The 15,740-nt window shown below is 72.8% G+C and carries 10 protein-coding genes and 1 pseudogene; 5 read left to right on the forward strand and 6 right to left on the reverse strand.

Going from position 1 to position 15,740, the window contains the following annotated elements; translation table 11 throughout:
* Positions 1–7 precede the first annotated feature (7 nt).
* Together ACIBBB_RS31920 and ACIBBB_RS31925 are read left to right on the forward strand one after the other, a co-directional pair.
* Entirely contained in the window at positions 8–1,174 is a 1,167-nt protein-coding gene (locus ACIBBB_RS31920) for an exonuclease SbcCD subunit D (RefSeq protein WP_398988201.1), read from the forward strand.
* The gene (locus ACIBBB_RS31925; protein WP_398988203.1) at positions 1,171–4,194 is read left to right on the forward strand and encodes an AAA family ATPase; all 3,024 of its coding nucleotides are present in this window, start codon (positions 1,171–1,173) and stop codon (positions 4,192–4,194) included. The genes ACIBBB_RS31920 and ACIBBB_RS31925 overlap by 4 nt, the downstream gene beginning before the upstream one ends.
* A gap of 242 nt (positions 4,195–4,436) precedes the next feature.
* Here the strand turns inward: ACIBBB_RS31925 and ACIBBB_RS31930 are convergent, their stop codons facing one another.
* Positions 4,437–6,119 carry a DUF885 domain-containing protein gene (locus tag ACIBBB_RS31930; RefSeq protein WP_398988205.1) on the reverse strand — a complete coding sequence of 561 codons (1,683 nt, stop codon included), beginning with the start codon at positions 6,117–6,119 and terminating at the stop codon, positions 4,437–4,439.
* 43 nt (positions 6,120–6,162) lie between these two features.
* On the reverse strand, positions 6,163–6,663 hold the full coding sequence (locus tag ACIBBB_RS31935) for an Lrp/AsnC family transcriptional regulator (protein WP_398988207.1): 501 nt from the start codon (positions 6,661–6,663) through the stop codon (positions 6,163–6,165).
* A gap of 69 nt (positions 6,664–6,732) precedes the next feature.
* On the opposite strand from ACIBBB_RS31935, the gene ACIBBB_RS31940 reads away from it, so the two are divergent.
* Positions 6,733–7,983 (forward strand): trans-sulfuration enzyme family protein, encoded by a 1,251-nt coding sequence (locus ACIBBB_RS31940; protein ID WP_398988288.1) that lies wholly within the window; start codon positions 6,733–6,735, stop codon positions 7,981–7,983.
* On the opposite strand, the gene ACIBBB_RS31945 is transcribed toward ACIBBB_RS31940, so the two are convergent.
* The 3 genes from ACIBBB_RS31945 to ACIBBB_RS31955 all read right to left on the reverse strand — a co-directional run bounded on the left by ACIBBB_RS31945 (position 7,904) and on the right by ACIBBB_RS31955 (position 12,846).
* Positions 7,904–9,319, reverse strand: a complete 1,416-nt coding sequence (locus ACIBBB_RS31945) for a GNAT family N-acetyltransferase (protein WP_398988209.1) — start codon at positions 9,317–9,319, stop codon at positions 7,904–7,906. The two genes, ACIBBB_RS31940 and ACIBBB_RS31945, sit on opposite strands and share 80 nt — an antisense overlap.
* Before the next feature lie 211 nt (positions 9,320–9,530).
* On the reverse strand, positions 9,531–11,135 hold the full coding sequence (locus ACIBBB_RS31950; protein ID WP_398988211.1) for an alkaline phosphatase D family protein: 1,605 nt from the start codon (positions 11,133–11,135) through the stop codon (positions 9,531–9,533).
* Positions 11,136–11,322: 187 nt separating this feature from the next.
* Positions 11,323–12,846 (reverse strand): PLP-dependent aminotransferase family protein, encoded by a 1,524-nt coding sequence (locus ACIBBB_RS31955; protein ID WP_398988213.1) that lies wholly within the window; start codon positions 12,844–12,846, stop codon positions 11,323–11,325.
* 83 nt (positions 12,847–12,929) lie between these two features.
* Between ACIBBB_RS31955 and ACIBBB_RS31960 the strand changes: the two are divergent.
* A pseudogene (locus ACIBBB_RS31960) lies at positions 12,930–13,220 on the forward strand (EamA family transporter); the annotation flags it as partial.
* Positions 13,221–13,497: 277 nt separating this feature from the next.
* A complete protein-coding gene (locus ACIBBB_RS31965) occupies positions 13,498–14,262 on the forward strand; it encodes a GntR family transcriptional regulator (protein ID WP_398988215.1) in 765 nt (254 codons plus the stop codon).
* Positions 14,263–14,300: 38 nt separating this feature from the next.
* On the opposite strand, the gene ACIBBB_RS31970 is transcribed toward ACIBBB_RS31965, so the two are convergent.
* Complete coding sequence (locus tag ACIBBB_RS31970; RefSeq protein ID WP_398988217.1) at positions 14,301–15,458, reverse strand: ROK family transcriptional regulator; 1,158 nt, start codon at positions 15,456–15,458, stop codon at positions 14,301–14,303.
* Between the last annotated feature and the right edge of the window lie 282 nt (positions 15,459–15,740).

A 15,740-nucleotide genomic window follows, 5' to 3' on the forward strand; every position in this document is an offset into this window, starting at 1 on the left:
AAGGATCATGAGATTCCTGCACACGTCGGACTGGCACCTGGGACGGTCACTCCACCGGGTCAGCCTTCTCGACGCACAGGCGGCCTTCCTCGACCATCTCGTGGCGACCGCGCTGACGCGGGAGGTGGACGCAGTCCTCGTGGCGGGCGACGTGTACGACCGGGCGGTGCCGCCGCTCTCCGCCGTCGAGCTCTTCGACCGGGCCCTGCACCGGCTCGCGGAGGCGCGTGTGCCCACGGTGATGATCTCCGGGAACCATGACTCGGCCCGCCGCCTCGGCGTCGGCGCCGGTCTCATCGACCACGCGGGCATCCACCTGCGCACCGACCCCGCGCGCTGCGCCACCCCCGTCGTGCTCCCCGACGCCCACGGCGAGGTCGCCTTCTACGGACTGCCGTATCTCGAACCGGCCCTGGTCCGTGAGGAGTTCGCAGCGGCGAAGGCCGGCCACGAAGCGGTGCTGGCGGCGGCACTCGACCGCGTACGGGCCGACCTCGCCCAGCGCCCGCGAGGCACCCGCTCCGTCGTCCTCGCGCACGCCTTCGTGGCCGGCGGCGCCGCCAGCGACAGCGAACGCGACATCACCGTCGGCGGCGTGTCCGCCGTGCCCGCCGGCACGTTCGACGGCGTGGACTACGTCGCCCTCGGCCATCTGCACGGCTCACAGGCCCTCACCGAGCGCGTCCGCTACTCCGGTTCACCCCTCGCGTACTCCTTCTCCGAGACCGACCACCGCAAGACCATGTGGCTCGTGGACCTCGGCCCCGGCGGCGAGATCGACGCCATAAGGATCGACTGCCCCGTGCCACGCCCCCTGGCCCGCCTCCGCGGCGCCCTCGCCGACCTCCTGGACGACCCGGCGCTCACCCGCCACGAACAGGCCTGGATCGAGGCGACACTCACCGACCCCGTGCGTCCCGCCGAACCCATGGCGCGCCTCGCCGAACGCTTCCCGCACACCCTCAGCCTCGTCTTCGACCCCGACCGGGGCGACGAGGACATCGTCACGTCCTACGCGCGGCGCCTCGAAGGCCGCAGCGACCAGGAGATCGCCGAGGACTTCGTCGCGCACGTACGGGGCGGGGCCGGGCCCGACGACCGGGAACGGACGGTGCTGCGCGGCGCCTTCGATCACGTACGGGTCGAGAACGCCGTGCGCGAGGTGACCGGATGAGACTCCACCGGCTGAGCATCACCGCCTTCGGCCCCTTCGCCGACACCCAGGAGGTCGACTTCGACACGCTCTGCGCCGCGGGGATCTTCCTTCTGCACGGCGCGACCGGCGCCGGAAAGACCTCCGTGCTCGACGCCGTCTGCTACGCGCTGTACGACGCCGTGCCCGGCGCGCGCCAGCTCAAGGGCGGCGCCGCCAAGGACGCCTCCCTGCGCAGTGACCACGCCCCTGCCGGCACCTACACCGAGGTCCAGCTCGAACTGACCCTCGGCGGGCGGCGGTTGGAGATCACCCGCCGCCCCGCGCAGACACGCCCCAAGAAGCGCGGCACCGGCGTCACCACCGAGAAGGCGCAGAGTCTGCTGCGGGAGTACGACACCCCGAGCACCGGCTGGCGCGCGCTGAGCCGCTCCCACCAGGAGATCGGCGAGGAGATCGGCCAGCTGCTCGGCATGAGCCGGGAGCAGTTCTGCCAGGTCGTCCTCCTGCCGCAGGGCGATTTCGCGCGCTTCCTGCGCGCCGACGCCGAGGCGCGCGGCAAGTTGCTCGGCCGTCTCTTCGACACCCGCCGGTTCGCCGCCGTGGAGGACCGGCTCGCCGAGCTGCGCAGGGGCGCCGAACAGCAGGTACGTGCCGGGGACGAGCGGCTGCTCGGCGTCGCGCAGCGCATCGCCCAGGCGTCCGGCGCGGGTGGCGAACAGCCCCTGCCCACACAGCATCCCGGAGATCCGGGCCTCGCCCCCGCCGTCCTGGAGTGGGCGGCCGTCGCCCGCTCCACGGCGTACGAACGCGCGGACATCGCCGAGTCGGCCCTCGCGGGCGCCGAGAGCAGGCAGGCGGCGGCGCGCCGGCTGCTCGACTCGACACGTGAACTGGCCAGGCTGCAACAGCGGTTCGCCGACGGACAGCGCCGGGCCGAAGCCCTCGAAGCCCGCCGTCCTCAGTACGAGGCGGCGCGGGACCGGCTGGAACGGGCCCGCAAGGCCGACAGGGTCGCCCCCGCCCTCGCCCTGCGCGAGGACGCCGAGCGCGCGCACCGCACGGCAGCCGCCGCCCTCGACCGGGCACGCGCCCGCCTCCCCGCCGAACTCACCGACACCGGCGCCGACCATCTCTCCGCGCTGGAGCGGAAGATGATCGAGGAGCTGGGCCGTGTCGACGCCGCCCGGGGCGCCGAGCGGCGCAGCGCCGAGATCAGCCGTGAGCGCGCCGAGCTGGACCGTCAGGCGCGCGCCGACGAAGAACTGCTGGCGGACGCCGCGGGCTGGCTCGCCGACTGGGACGCCACCCGCCGCGGCCACCAGGAACGGATCGAGACGGGCCAAGAGGCCGCGACCCGCGCCGAACAGCTCGCGGGACAGCTCGAACCGGCGCGCGGACAACTCGGCGCCGCCCGCGCGCGCGACGCGCTCGAAACACGGGCCGCCGCGTCGCGGAGCCTCCTCAACAGCGCCCGCCAGCGCGCCAACGACGCCAAGGAGACCTGGCTCGACCTCCGCGAGCGCCGGCTGCGCGGCATCGCCGCCGAACTCGCCGCCGGTCTCGTGGCCGGTGAACCCTGCGCGGTCTGCGGCTCCGCCGACCACCCGGCCCCCGCGCGCCCCGGCGCGGGCCAGGTCGACCAGGCGGCGGAGGACGCCGCGTTCGCCGCTTCCCGAGGTGCCGAGGAGGCGGTGGCGGCGGCCGAGCGCGAACACGCCTCCGTACGAGAGGAGTTCGCGGCCGCCCGGTCGACGGCAGGCGGATCCACCGTCGCCGAACTGGCCGCACTCACCGAGCGCCTGGGCCGCGAGCACGCCGAGGCGCACCGCCTCGCCGCCGGTACGCACGCGGCCCGCGAGGCGCTCGCCCGTGCCGAACGCGAGCGCGAGGATCGGCTCACCGCACAGCAGTCGGCCGAGAAACGCGTAGCGGCCCGTACCTCACGGCGCGAAGCGCTCGACAGCGAACAGACCGTCCTCGAATCGGATCTGGTCCGCGCCCGGGGCGACGCCGGCAGCGTCGCCGCGCACGCCGAACTGCTGGCGGACAGGGCACGGCTGCTCGCCGAAGCGGCCGACGCCGTACGGGACGTCGACACCACGGCCCAGAGGCTCAAGGACGGAGACGACCGGCTCGCGGACGCCGCTTTCCGTGCCGGGTTCGACACCCCGCGCGACGCGGCGGCGGCCATGCTGTCCGAAGTGGAGCAACGCGGCCTGACCCACCGGATGGACGACTGGCAGGCCGGGGCGGCCACCGTCGCCGACCGGCTCGCCGAGTCCGACGCGCGCGACGCCGCCGAGCGACCGCCCGCCGGGCTGGACGCGGCGCTCATGTCGTACGAGACGGCCGAGGCCGCGCTGCGCGCCGCCTCCTCGGCGCTCGACGAGGCCCGCGGCCGGAGCGCCCAGCTGGCCGGGCTGTCGGGGCAGGCCGAGGAGGAGGTACGGCGCCTCGGCCCGCTCCGTACGGAGTACGAGAAGGTGGCCCGCCTCGCCGCGCTCACAGCCGGCACGTCCACCGACAACGACCGCAAGATGCGCCTGGAGTCGTACGTCCTGGCCGCCCGGCTCGAACAGGTCGCCGCGGCGGCCACCGCGCGGCTGCTGCGCATGTCCTCGGGCCGCTACACCCTGGTCCACTCGGACGCGAGAGGCGGTGGCGGGAAGCGGTCCGGACTCGGACTCCATGTGGTCGACTCCTGGACGGGCAGCGCGCGGGACACGGCGACCCTCTCGGGCGGGGAGACGTTCTTCGTCTCCCTCGCCCTCGCACTCGGCCTGGCCGACGTCGTCACCGACGAGGCGGGCGGCGCGCGCCTGGACACCCTCTTCATCGACGAGGGCTTCGGCAGCCTGGACGACCAGACGCTGGACGAGGTCCTGGACGTACTGGACTCGCTGCGCGAACGCGACCGCAGCGTCGGGATAGTCAGCCATGTCGCCGACCTCCGCCGCCGGATCCCGACCCAGCTGGAAGTGACGAAGTCACGGCGGGGCTCGACGGTCAGTCTCCGCACGGGTGGCACCGACGGCTGAGGGAACCCGCCCGGGACAGCCCTTACCTCCACCACCATGTGCCGCACGACGAGACGCAGCCCTGGGGAGCGGACCCCGACGGTCCCGACGGTGTCGCCGCCGGGGTCCGCGAAGCCCTCGGCCACCCGGGTGCCACCATGGGGCCGTGCGTGGCCGTGCGTGGCCGTGGGAAGCCCCGGGGGCCGGGGGGCCCGGAGTCGTACGAGGGGGTGCCCCGGCGCCGTGACGCCGGGCGCCGCGGCTCAGAGCTTGGACAGCTCGTCCACCAGATCGTCCAGCCCCAGCGACCCCTGCGACAGCGCCGCCATGTGCCACGCCTTCGCGTCGAACGCGTCGCCGTGCCGCTCGCGCGCGTTCGCGCGGCCCAGCAGCCACGCCCGCTCACCCAGCTTGTAGCCGATCGCCTGAGCGGGCATCGACAGATAGCGGGTCAGCTCGCTCTCCACGAACTCCGCCGGCCTGCCGCTGTGCATACCGAAGAACTCCTGCGCCAGAGCGGGCGTCCAGCGCTCACCCGGGTGGAACGGCGAGTCCTCGGGGATCTCCAGCTCCAGATGCATGCCGATGTCCACGATCACCCGGCAGGCACGCATCATCTGCGCGTCGAGATAGCCGAGCCTGCGCTCCGCGTCCGGCAGGAAGCCCAGCTCGTCCATCAGCCGCTCCGCGTACAGCGCCCAGCCCTCGGCGTTCGCGCTGACACCGCCCACGGACGCCTGGTAGCGGGAGAGCTGGTCGGCGACATGCGTCCACTGCGCGATCTGGAGGTGATGGCCGGGGACGCCCTCGTGGTACCAGGTCGAGACCAGGTCGTACACCGGGAACCGCGTCTCACCCATCGTCGGCAGCCAGGTGGTGCCGGGGCGGGAGAAGTCCTCCGAGGGGCCGGTGTAGTACGGCGCCGCCGCGCCGCCGGGCGGGGCGATGCGGGACTCCACCTTCCGTACCCGGTCGGCGAGTTCGAAGTGCGTGCCGTCCAGCGCCTCGATGGCCTCGTCCATCAGGGACTGGAGCCACTCGCGTACCTCCTCCACCCCCTCGATGTGCTGCCCGTGCTCGTCGAGATGGGCCAGCGCCTCCCAGGGGGACGCGCCGGGAAGGATCTTGACGGCCTCGGTGGTCATCTCGGCGTACAGCCGGTGGTACTCGGACCAGCCGTAGGCGTACGCCTCGTCGAGATCGATGTCGGTGCCGTTGAAGTACCGCGACCAGCGGGCGTAGCGCTCACGGCCCACGGTGTCGGGCGCGGACTCGACGGCCGGCGCGTACACGTCGCGCATCCAGTCGCGCAGTTCGACGACGGCGCCGGTGGCGGCGACCGCCGCCGCGTCCAGCTCCGTACGCAGCGAGTCGGGACCGGCCGAGGCGAACTCCTCGAACCAGCCGCGGCCGTCGCCCGCCCACTCCGTGAGCTGGGCGACGAACGTCGCGGTCGGCCGGGGCCCGCCCAGCAGTCTCCGCTCCAGGCCGAGGGCCAGCGACTCGCGGAACCCGTTCAGCGCGGCCGGTACGGCGCTCAGGCGCTGGGCCACAGCCGCCCAGTCCTCGTCCGTCTCGGTGGGCGTCACGGTGAAGATCTCGCGGACGGAGTGGGCGGGGGAGTGGATGTTGCTGACGGCGCGCAGATGCTCCTGGGCGTCGTGGACGGCGAGTTCGGCGGTCAGCCGTTCGCGAAGAAGCCTGGCGCAGCGGCGTTCCTGGTCGCTGTCGGCCTCCGGCAGCTTCGTCGCGATGTCGAGTTCGGCGAGGGTCTCGCGGGCGAGGTCGGCGAGCGCCCGCGCTCCGGCCGGTGAGTAGTCGGGAAGGCGGCCGGAACTGGCCGCGACGCCCAGGAAGGTACCGGTGATCGGATCGAGTTCGATGAGTGCGTCGACATAGGCGTCGGCGACCTGGCGGGGCAGCGCGCTGCTGGAAGTGTCTGGCATGGGCCACATCCTCTCCGAGCGAGGACCGCGCCGTCACCCCACTTCAGGACCGCGTCGGCGGCGGATTGGCTGATGAAGGGGGCATAAGGGGACCGCAGTCCCACTGCTGGAAGACCAATCGCGTCTCGACACGGGCCACTTCGGGCCGTGAGGTGAATTCGTCCACCACGAGCCGCTGGAGGTCCGCGGTGTCCGCCACCGCCACATGGACCAGATAGTCGTCGGGCCCGGTCAGATGGAACAGCGCGCGGGACTCGGGCAGGCCACGTATCCGTTCCACGAACGGCTTGATCAGCTCACGGCGGTGCGGCCGGACCTGCACGGACAGCAGAGCCTGGAGCCCACGGCCGAGTTTGGCCGGATCGAGGCGCAGCTGATGCCCCAGGATCACCCCGGACCGCCGCAGCCTCGTCACCCGGTCCAGACAGGTCGACGCGGCCACCCCGACCTCGGCGGCGATCTCCCGGTAGGTGGTCCGCGCGTCGTTCTGCAACAGGCGCAGAATGTGCAGATCGACCGGGTCAAGTACGACCGACTCGCTCATCCGGCGAACGTAGCACGGAGGATCCCCCATGCTTCCCGCCGGATGTTCAGAGTGGGTCCCATGGACCCCATGGATGCCGGCGGCACGGCCGATCCCGTAGCCGCCCCCCTCGCCGGGACGTTCTCCCGGCCCCTTCCCCGAGCGCTCGCGACCGAGGCCGTGCACGCGGGGCGCGAGGATCTCGCGCGGCTCGGTGTGCACGCGGCGCCGATCGATCTGTCGACGACCTACCCCTCGTACGACACCCGTGCCGAGGCCGCGCGGATAGACGAGTTCGCCGCCACCGGCGCACGCCCCGAAGGACCGCCCGTCTACGCGCGCCTCGACAACCCGACGACGGCCCGGTTCGAGACGGCGCTCGCACGGCTGGAGGGCACCGAGAGCGCGGTCGCCTTCGCCAGCGGCATGGCGGCGCTGACGGCGGTCCTGCTCGTACGGTCGGGCATGGGGCTGCGCCATGTCATCGCGGTGCGGCCTCTGTACGGATGCAGCGACCACCTCCTGACCGCCGGGCTCCTCGGTACGGAGGTCACCTGGACCGATCCGGCGGGCATCGCCGACGCGATCCGCCCGGACACCGGGCTGGTGATGGTCGAGACCCCCGCGAACCCGACCCTCGCGGAGGTCGACATCGCCGCCGTCGCCCACGACTGCGGCTCGATTCCGCTGCTGGTCGACAACACGTTCGCGACGCCCGTCCTGCAACGGCCCGTCGAGCACGGCGCGCGGCTCGTGCTGCACAGCGCGACGAAGTATCTCGGGGGCCACGGCGATGTCCTCGGCGGTGTGGTCGCGTGCGACGAGGAGTTCGCGCGGGGACTGCGACAGGTGCGGTTCGCGACCGGTGGTGTCCTGCACCCGATGGCCGGTTATCTGCTGCTGCGCGGTCTGTCCACACTGCCGGTACGGGTACGGGCCGCCTCGGCCACCGCGGCCGACCTGGCCCGCAGACTGGTGACCGACCCGCGCATCGCCCGGGTGCACTACCCCGCCATCGGCGGCGCGATGGTCTCCTTCGAGGTGTACGGGGACCCGCACGAGGTGATCGCGGGAGTGCGGCTGATCACTCCGGCGGTGAGCCTGGGCAGCGTGGACTCGCTCATCCAGCATCCGGACTCCATCAGCCACCGCGTCGTGGCGGAGGGAGACCGGCGGTCGGCCGGGGTGAGCGACCGGCTGCTGCGGATGTCGGTCGGCCTGGAGGACGTCGAAGACCTCTGGCGGGATCTGACCGAGGCGCTCAGCGCCCGGCCTGGTCGCGCAGGGCGATCTCCTGAGTCCCGTACGGTGCCTCGTCCGTCCCCTTCAGCCGGGCGGTGACGACGAGCGTGCCACCCTCTATCTGGTAGTCGAGGGGCAGACCGAGTCCGCGCATCGCGGCGACCATCCCGGTGTTGGACGCCTGCGTGACGGCGTACACGCTGGTGGAGCCCGCCTCGACGGCGAGCGCGATGAGCCGGCCGAGCAGCTCGGAGCCGATACCGCGCCGCTGCCAGGCGTCCTCGACGATCAGCGCGACCTCGGTCTCGTCGCCGTCCCAGAGCAGATGGCCGAGCGCGACGAGGCGTCCGGACGCCGTCTGGACCTTGAGCGTCCGCCCGTGGCGCGGGCTCAGCAGATGGTCCAGATAGCGGTCGGTGTCGTCGACGGGCCCGTGGTAGCGCAGGCCCAGGGTGTGCTCCGAGCAGCGCTCGTGCATCGCCGACGCCGCGTCGACGTCGCTCTGGTCCGCGCGGCGCACGGTGATCGCGTTGCCCTCGGGCAGCGTCAGGACGTCCCGGCCGCGCGGGACGCGCGGGCCGAGGCGCGCGTCGAGCTCGACCAGGGCGCGGGCCCTGGCGAACTCGGCGGGGGTGAACGGAAGGTGGTGGCGCTCGACGCTGATCACGCCGCCGTTCGGGTCGCGCATCCGCATCGTGGTGCCCTCCAGGATGCCCTCGACGGGGGCGTACTCGCCGGTCGGCCGGCCGGTGAGGGAGACGGCGGGAAGCGAGTGGATCGTGCAGCGGCCGAGCAACTGGCGCAGGGCCAGGGGCAGTTCGGCGGCGTCCAGGGCCGTACGGGTGGCGAGGCCGAGCACCCGGGTGGGGGCGTCGACGAGCTCGTGCGCGTCGGCGCGCTCGATCCAGATGTCGCTGCCGCCCGCGCGGGAGATCTCGTCGGTGAGCCGGCGCGCGGGCAGCGAGGCGGGCGCGCGCAGCAGGAACTCGTCCACCGTGCCGGTGGCCAGCGGGTGGGTCTGGAGCGTAAGGATGTCCACCCCGCGGCGGGCGAGGACGGTGCAGAGCGCGGCCAGCGAACCGGGGGCGTCGCGCACCGTGGCACGCATCCGCCAGAGCGCGGTGGCGCTGTCGGCCTCGTCGTCGGTCTCGGCGCCGGCCCGCAGGTCGCCCCACTCGCCCGACGGCGCGTCAGCAGGGTGTGCGTCGAGGGGGTGTGCGCCATGGTGCCGTGACCACCAGGTGTGGAATCCGGCCGTGATGGCAAGGGCGATCGCGGAGGCGACCAGCAGGATGGGGCCGTCCGGTCCGTGCACGATCATGTTCGCGACAGCGTCGGCGACCGCGACCGCCGTGAACAGGGCGGCCAGCTCGACGAGATCCCGGCGCCAGTGGTGGGGGCGGCGGGCACTCTTCGATGGAGTCACATCGGTCATGACCTCACTGTGACCCAATGGTGTTGCGCGATCACGAACGTACTGTGACTGATGGGTAAAAGATGCTTCTGTTCCCCCATCAACTACTTTTGGCCGATTTATGGCGTGCGTTGGCCATCCCCGTGCACACCGGTGAGATTACCTGCTCCCGGACGCGCGGGCACCTCGCGGTACCCGCGCGTTCGTACGGCCTCCCGGAGGAGTCGGGGAGCTACTGGCCGACCCGGCCCGGCTTCAGCACCTTGCTGAACAGCACCTTGTTCCCCTGCGCCCGCAGCCGCACCGTCAACTCGCCGCTGCCGCCGTCGATGTCGACCTCGCCGAAGTACTGCGACGACTCCATCGGCGAGACGTTCGCCCGGTCCGGGGCCTGCACGAAGACGCGGTTCGGCCCGAACGTCGAGTCCAGCGCGTTCGCCTGGAAACCGCCGGCCGCCAGCGGGCCCGACACGAACTCCCAGAACGGCGCGAAGTCCTTGAAGGCCGCCTTCTCCGGCTCGTAGTGCTGCGCCGACGTGTAGTGCACGTCCGCCGTCAGCCACACCGTGCCGGTGATCCGGCGGTGCTTGATGAACCGCAGCAGATCGGCGATCTGGAGCTCCCGCCCCAGCGGCGCGCCCGGGTCCCCCTGCGCGATGGCCTCGATGTTCGCCGTGCCGTCCGGTACGACGAGTCCGATCGGCATGTCGGCCGCGATCACCTTCCACACCGCGCGCGAACGCGACAACTCACGCTTCAGCCATTCGAGTTGCTCGGCGCCCAGGATGCCCGTGGTGTCGTCGGCCTGCCGGCCGGGGGAGTTGGCGTTCCGGAACGAGCGCATGTCCAGTACGAACACGTCGAGCAGCGGCCCGTACCGCACCACCCGGTGCACCCGCCGGTCCTCGCCGCGCGCCTGGAGCGTGGTCACGGGGAAGTACTCGCCGAACGCCTGGAACGAGCGCGCCGCCAGCACGTCGACGTCCTTCTCCTGATACCGGACGTCGTCCAGGATCTGGCCCGGGTACCAGTTGTTGCGCACCTCGTGGTCGTCCCACTGCACGATCGTCGGCACCTGCGCGTTGAACCGGCGGACGTTCCGGTCGAGCAGGTTGTAACGGAACTGCCCCCGGTACTCGTTCAGCGTCTCGGCGACCTTCGACTTCTCCTCGGTGACGATGTTGCGCCAGATCCGCCCGTCCGGCAGCGTCACCGACGGCTCCAGCGGGCCGTCCGCGTAGACGGTGTCGCCGCTGCACAGGAAGAAGTCCGGATCGAGCCTGCGCATGTCGTCGTACGCGCGGTAGCCGCCGATGTCCGGGTTGATGCCCCAGCCCTGGCCGGCGATGTCGCCCGACCACAGGAAGCGCACACCTTGCCGGCGCCGCGCCGGAGCCGTACGGAACGTGCCGTACACCGGCTCGCCCGTACGCCGCGGGTCGTCGGGATCGGCGAGCGTCACCCGGTAGTGCACCTGCTCACCTGCGGGCAGCCCGCGCAGCGGCGTCGTCCCCGTGAAGTCGCTGCCGGCGCCGAGGACCGGGCCGTGCCACGTGCGGCTGTGGCGGAAGGAACTGGTCGCCGAGGTCTCCACCACCATCCGCGCCGGACGGTCGGAACGGATCCACACCAGACCGGAGGACGAGGTGACGTCGCCCACCTGGACACCCCAGTCGGCGGTCGGCCGGCCGGAGAGCGCCTGGGCGGGTGCGGCGCCCGCGACGGTCCCGGCCACGGCCGCGGCGGTCGTCGGCAGGGCCAGTGCGGCGGAGGCGGCGAGGGAGCCGCGCAGTACGGTGCGGCGGTCCGTGGCGGGATTCCGGGGGCTGTTCGTCATCGATGTGCCTCCTGCGGCGGGATCGGTGCGGGCTTCGGTGCGGGTCTCGGCGCGACCGCTGGTGGCGGTGCGTCGAGAAGGCCAGGTGTGGGGGCGGTGTGCCTGGTGTGACGTGCCATACGTAGCGCCCGGCAGCGGCCGGTACGCGAACCCCGGGTGAACAACCCGCCCACGGGAGCGGTGCGGATCAGCCCCGCCCGACCGCCCGCGCCAGCAGCCCCACCCCGCGCGTGATCTCGGACGGCGACCGGTGCGCGTACCCCATGACCAGCCGCACCTTGCCGTCGTCCGGGCGCGCCGTCCCGTGGTACGCCAGCGGGCGCAGCGCGACACCGGCCGCCGCCGCCCGCGCCAGGAACCGCGCCTCGGGGCCGTAACGCTCCGGCAGCAGCGCGATGATGTGCAGGCCCGCCGCGATGCCGCTGACCTCGGTGCCCGGGAAGTGCTCGCCCAGCGCCGCTGTCAGCGTGTCCCGGCGCCGCTGGTACGCCGGCCGGCAGCGGCGCAAGTGGCGGTCGTAGCCGCCCTGTTCGACGAAGTCCGCGAGCAGCGCCTGCTCCAGCACGGGGTTGCCCAGGTCCATGGTGCGCTTGCGCTCGACCAGTTCCTCCGTGAGCTCCTGAGGCGCCAGCAGCCAGCCGATCCGCAGCCCCGGGGCCATCGACTTGCTGACCGAGCCCATGTACGCGACGCGCTCCGGGTCCAGGCCCTGCAACGCGCCGACCGGCGCCCGGTCGTAGCGGAAGTCCCCGTCGTAGTCGTCCTCCAGGACGAAGCCGTCCACCGACCGTGCCCAGTCGAGGAGTTCGGTCCTGCGTGCGGCCGAGTACGCGATACCGGACGGGTACTGATGGGCCGGGGTCGCCACCACCGCCCGTACGCCCGCCCGCGCCGCCGCGCCCGGCACCAGGCCCTCGGAGTCCAGCGGAAGCAGCACGGGACGCAGACCGGCCGCGCCGAGCACCGCGATGTTCTCAGGTGCCCCGGGATCCTCCAGCCCCACCGTCCGCACCCCGCGCCCGTGCAGAGCGAAGCCCAGCAGCGTCATCGCCTGCGCCACCCCGGAACAGACCAGCAGCCGCTCCGGATCGGCCACCACCCCGCGCCGCCGGGTCAGGAGCGCCGCCAGCGCCGTACGCAGCTCCGGCAGGCCGCGAGGATCCGGATAGCCGAGTGCCCGGTGCGGCAGCCGCGCCAGTACGGCCCGGTGCGCCGCGCCCCACGCGGCGCGCGGGAAGAGCGACAGGTCCGGTGTGCCGGGTACGAAGTCGGCCCGCGCGCCGGGTGGATGGGGTGCCCGGTCGCGGGTCTTCCGGGCAGCCGCGCGTACGGCGTCGCCCACCCATGTCCCGGAACCCCGCCCGCTGCGCAAGTAGCCCTCGGCCGTCAGCTGTTCGTACGCGTCCGTGACCAGGCCCCGCGACACACCGAGATCCGCGGCGAGTTCACGGCTCGACGGCAGCCGGATGCCCGCCGCGAGCCGCCCCGACCGCACCGCCTCCCGCAGGGCCGACTGAAGCACGCGCCCACGCCGGCGGGCGGGCGCGGAGGCGAGCAGCACGTCCCACGCGCCGGCCCACGAACTCGGACCGCCCGCCGGGCCGTCGCTCTTGCCCTCGCCCTCGCCCTCGCTCTTGTTCTTGCCCTCGCCCTTGCCGGCCGCGCCGCCGTCCGACGCGCCCTCACCCGAAGTGGTCCCCGATACCGTCATGGAAGTGGACCTTAAACCGGACCACCCTCATCCGTAGCGTCGCCGCCATAAAAGCCACCTCCCCCGGCTCGTCCCCGGCCGGGATGCTCCTCGCCGCCTTCGCCCGCACGCTCGTCGGCGCCTCCTTCACCGCCAACAGCGTCCTCGGCGACTACCCGCACGCCGGAGGCCAGGCCCTCCGCTACGGCATCGCCTGCCTGCTGCTCCTCCCGCTCGTCGCCCGGGGCGCCACCGCGCCGCTGCGCGCCCTCACCGGCAGGCAGTGGGGCAGGCTCGCCGCCGTCGCGGGCGTCGGCATGGTCGGCTTCAACCTGGCCGTCATCGCCGCCGAGCGCGCGGGGCGACGGGTGCCGGAGAACGAGCCGGTCACGCCCCTGTGACAGGTCTTTTGGCATGCCTTTACGCGGCCGTCCCGACACCTCGGGTTCCCACCCCCGACGCTCTCACCTGCTGATGCCGTCGTTTCACGCCAAAGCCGCGAACTCTGCGTGAACGATCTGTGGCACAGTGCGATTCTGTCGAGCAATGCCCGCAGGATTGGTCTTGACCAAGGCGGTCGGCCGTCCTACTCTCGGAGAGTTAGTGCAGGAACCTTTAATAAACAAGTGCATGGAAAAGCCGCCGGGGACACGGCGATTGCGGAGGATCACGGTGGGGACCAGGCAGCTCGAAACGGTGCCGGAACCGAAGTACTGGCATCTCAAGACCGTGCTGGGCGAGGCGCTGGACACCGATTTCGCGGTCGGGGAGGTCCTGCCCAACGAGCGTGACCTCGCCGCGCGCTTCGGAGTCGCGCGCGCGACGCTCCGTCAGGCTCTCGAACAGCTTGAACTCGAAGGCCGGTTGCAGCGCCGCCGCGGCGTCGGCACGACCGTCGCGCCGCCGCGTATGGGTGTCGACGTGTCGACCACCCAGCAGGAGTGGCCGGGCGCGGACCCGGACGCGTGGCAGCCCGTCGACTCGGTCTCCGCCGTGGCGCCCGCCGCTGTGGCCAAGATGCTCGGGACGGACGCGGCCGACGAGGTCCACACGGTCCGCAGGACGCGCGTGACGCACGGACAGACCGTGGCGGCCGAGCTTCTGTACGTGCCGTCGGCGTCGGTGCCCGAACTGCCCGCCATAGACATTCCCTCGGGCCCCGCCCGCGCGCGCAGCGTGCTGCGTGAGCTCCAGCGGCTCGGCATGGAGGGCCAGGACCGCGCGGTGGAACTGGGCTCGGCCCGGGTGGACGACGCCAAGGAGCTCGACCGGCTGCCCGGCGCGCCCGTCCTCGTCGTCACCACCCGCTATCTCGCCGGAGGCCGTACCGCCGCCGTCTCGGTGGCGACCTACCGCGCCGACACCTGCCGGCTCACCTTCGGGGACACCGGTGACGTGGAGATAAGCCACCACACCGACGAGCGCAAGGCCTCCTGACCTGGTCGCTCCTCCGCACCTCCGGCCCGTCGCGTGTCTCAGCGGCGGGCCGTCACCGTCCCGTCGACGGCGAACAGTTGCTCCTCGACATGGTCCAGCGCCAGGCGCAGCGCGCCCGTCGCCACCGCGGCCTCGCCGAGCAACGACAGCGTCACCTTCGGCGGGCGCAGACAGTACCGGGACAACTCGTCGCGCAGCGGGTCGAGTACGCCGTCGAGACCGGCCGCCCAGCCGCCGATCACCACCAACTCGGGGTCGAGCGCCAGGACCAGCGCGGCCACGTCGTGCACCAGCCGCTGGATGAACCGCTCCATCGCCTGCTTCGCCCCGATGTCCCCCTGCTTCGCCAGCGCGAAGACCCGGGCCACCGCCCGCTCGTCGAGCGGATGCAGCGGCTCGTCGGTCGTCGACAGCAGCGTCTCCGGCGTCACCTCGCGGCCCAGCAGATGCAGCGCCCCGATCTCACCGGCCGCGCCGCCGAAGCCGCGGTGCAGCCGGCCGCCGATCAGCGAGCCGGCCCCCGGGCTGAGACCCGCCAGGACGAACACGATGTCGTCCGAGTCGGTGGCCGCGCCCTTCCAGTGCTCGGCCACGGCCGCCGCGTTGGCGTCGTTCTCCACCAGTACCGGACAACGGAACGAACGCCTCAGCCGCTCGCCGAGCGCCAGGCCCGTCCACTCGGGCAGCGCCGTACCGAGCCGCACCGTCCCGTCGGCCTCCACGATCCCGGGGGAGCCGACCCCGACGGCCCGCAGTGAACTGCGCGCCACCCCCGCGCGGCGCAGCACATCGGCGACGACGACCCGCACCCGGTCCAGCCGCTCGTCCGCCGACGCGGTCTCCGTGGCCTCGCGCGAACTGGCGCCGATGATCCGGCCGTCGAGACCTGACAGCAGCGCGGCGACCCGGTGCGGCCCGATCTCTATGCCCAGCAGATGCCCGGCCTCGGCCCGGAACCGGAATCTGCGCGCCGGCCGGCCCTGTCTGCGGGCCTCGCCCTCGCCCGGCGCCGACTCCACGACCAGGCCGAGCTCCATCAGCCCCTCGACGACACCTTCCACCGTCGGCCGCGACAGACCGGTGATCCGGGTCAGATCCGTGAAGGTGGGGCAGTCGGCCCCTCGCAGGGCGTGCAGCACCACGGCGGAGTTGATCCGCCGCAACAAGGAAGGGTCTCCGCCGGTCAGCCGCCCCACGGTATGTCCTCCCAGCTCGTGCGCGTGTCTGCCGGATGGTACTCGGTGGTCGCCGAGGCGGCTAACGGACGACGGAAAGGCATCCGGAGCATGCCGTAACGCGGCTTTCGTGGCTGGGGAATCAGCCGCGAAATGGCCGTGAAATGGCCGCGGAACGGCCGGTCGCGGCGGACGCCCGACGGCTCCACCGGATCCGCTGTACGGGGTCTGCGGATCGTCCTCAGTCGCCGTACGGGCCGGGCCCGCTCGTACGGTCCGGCAGCTCCGCCGCGACGCGCAGCG

Source organism: Streptomyces sp. NPDC051217 (genome assembly GCF_044455465.1).
GTDB lineage: Bacteria > Actinomycetota > Actinomycetes > Streptomycetales > Streptomycetaceae > Streptomyces.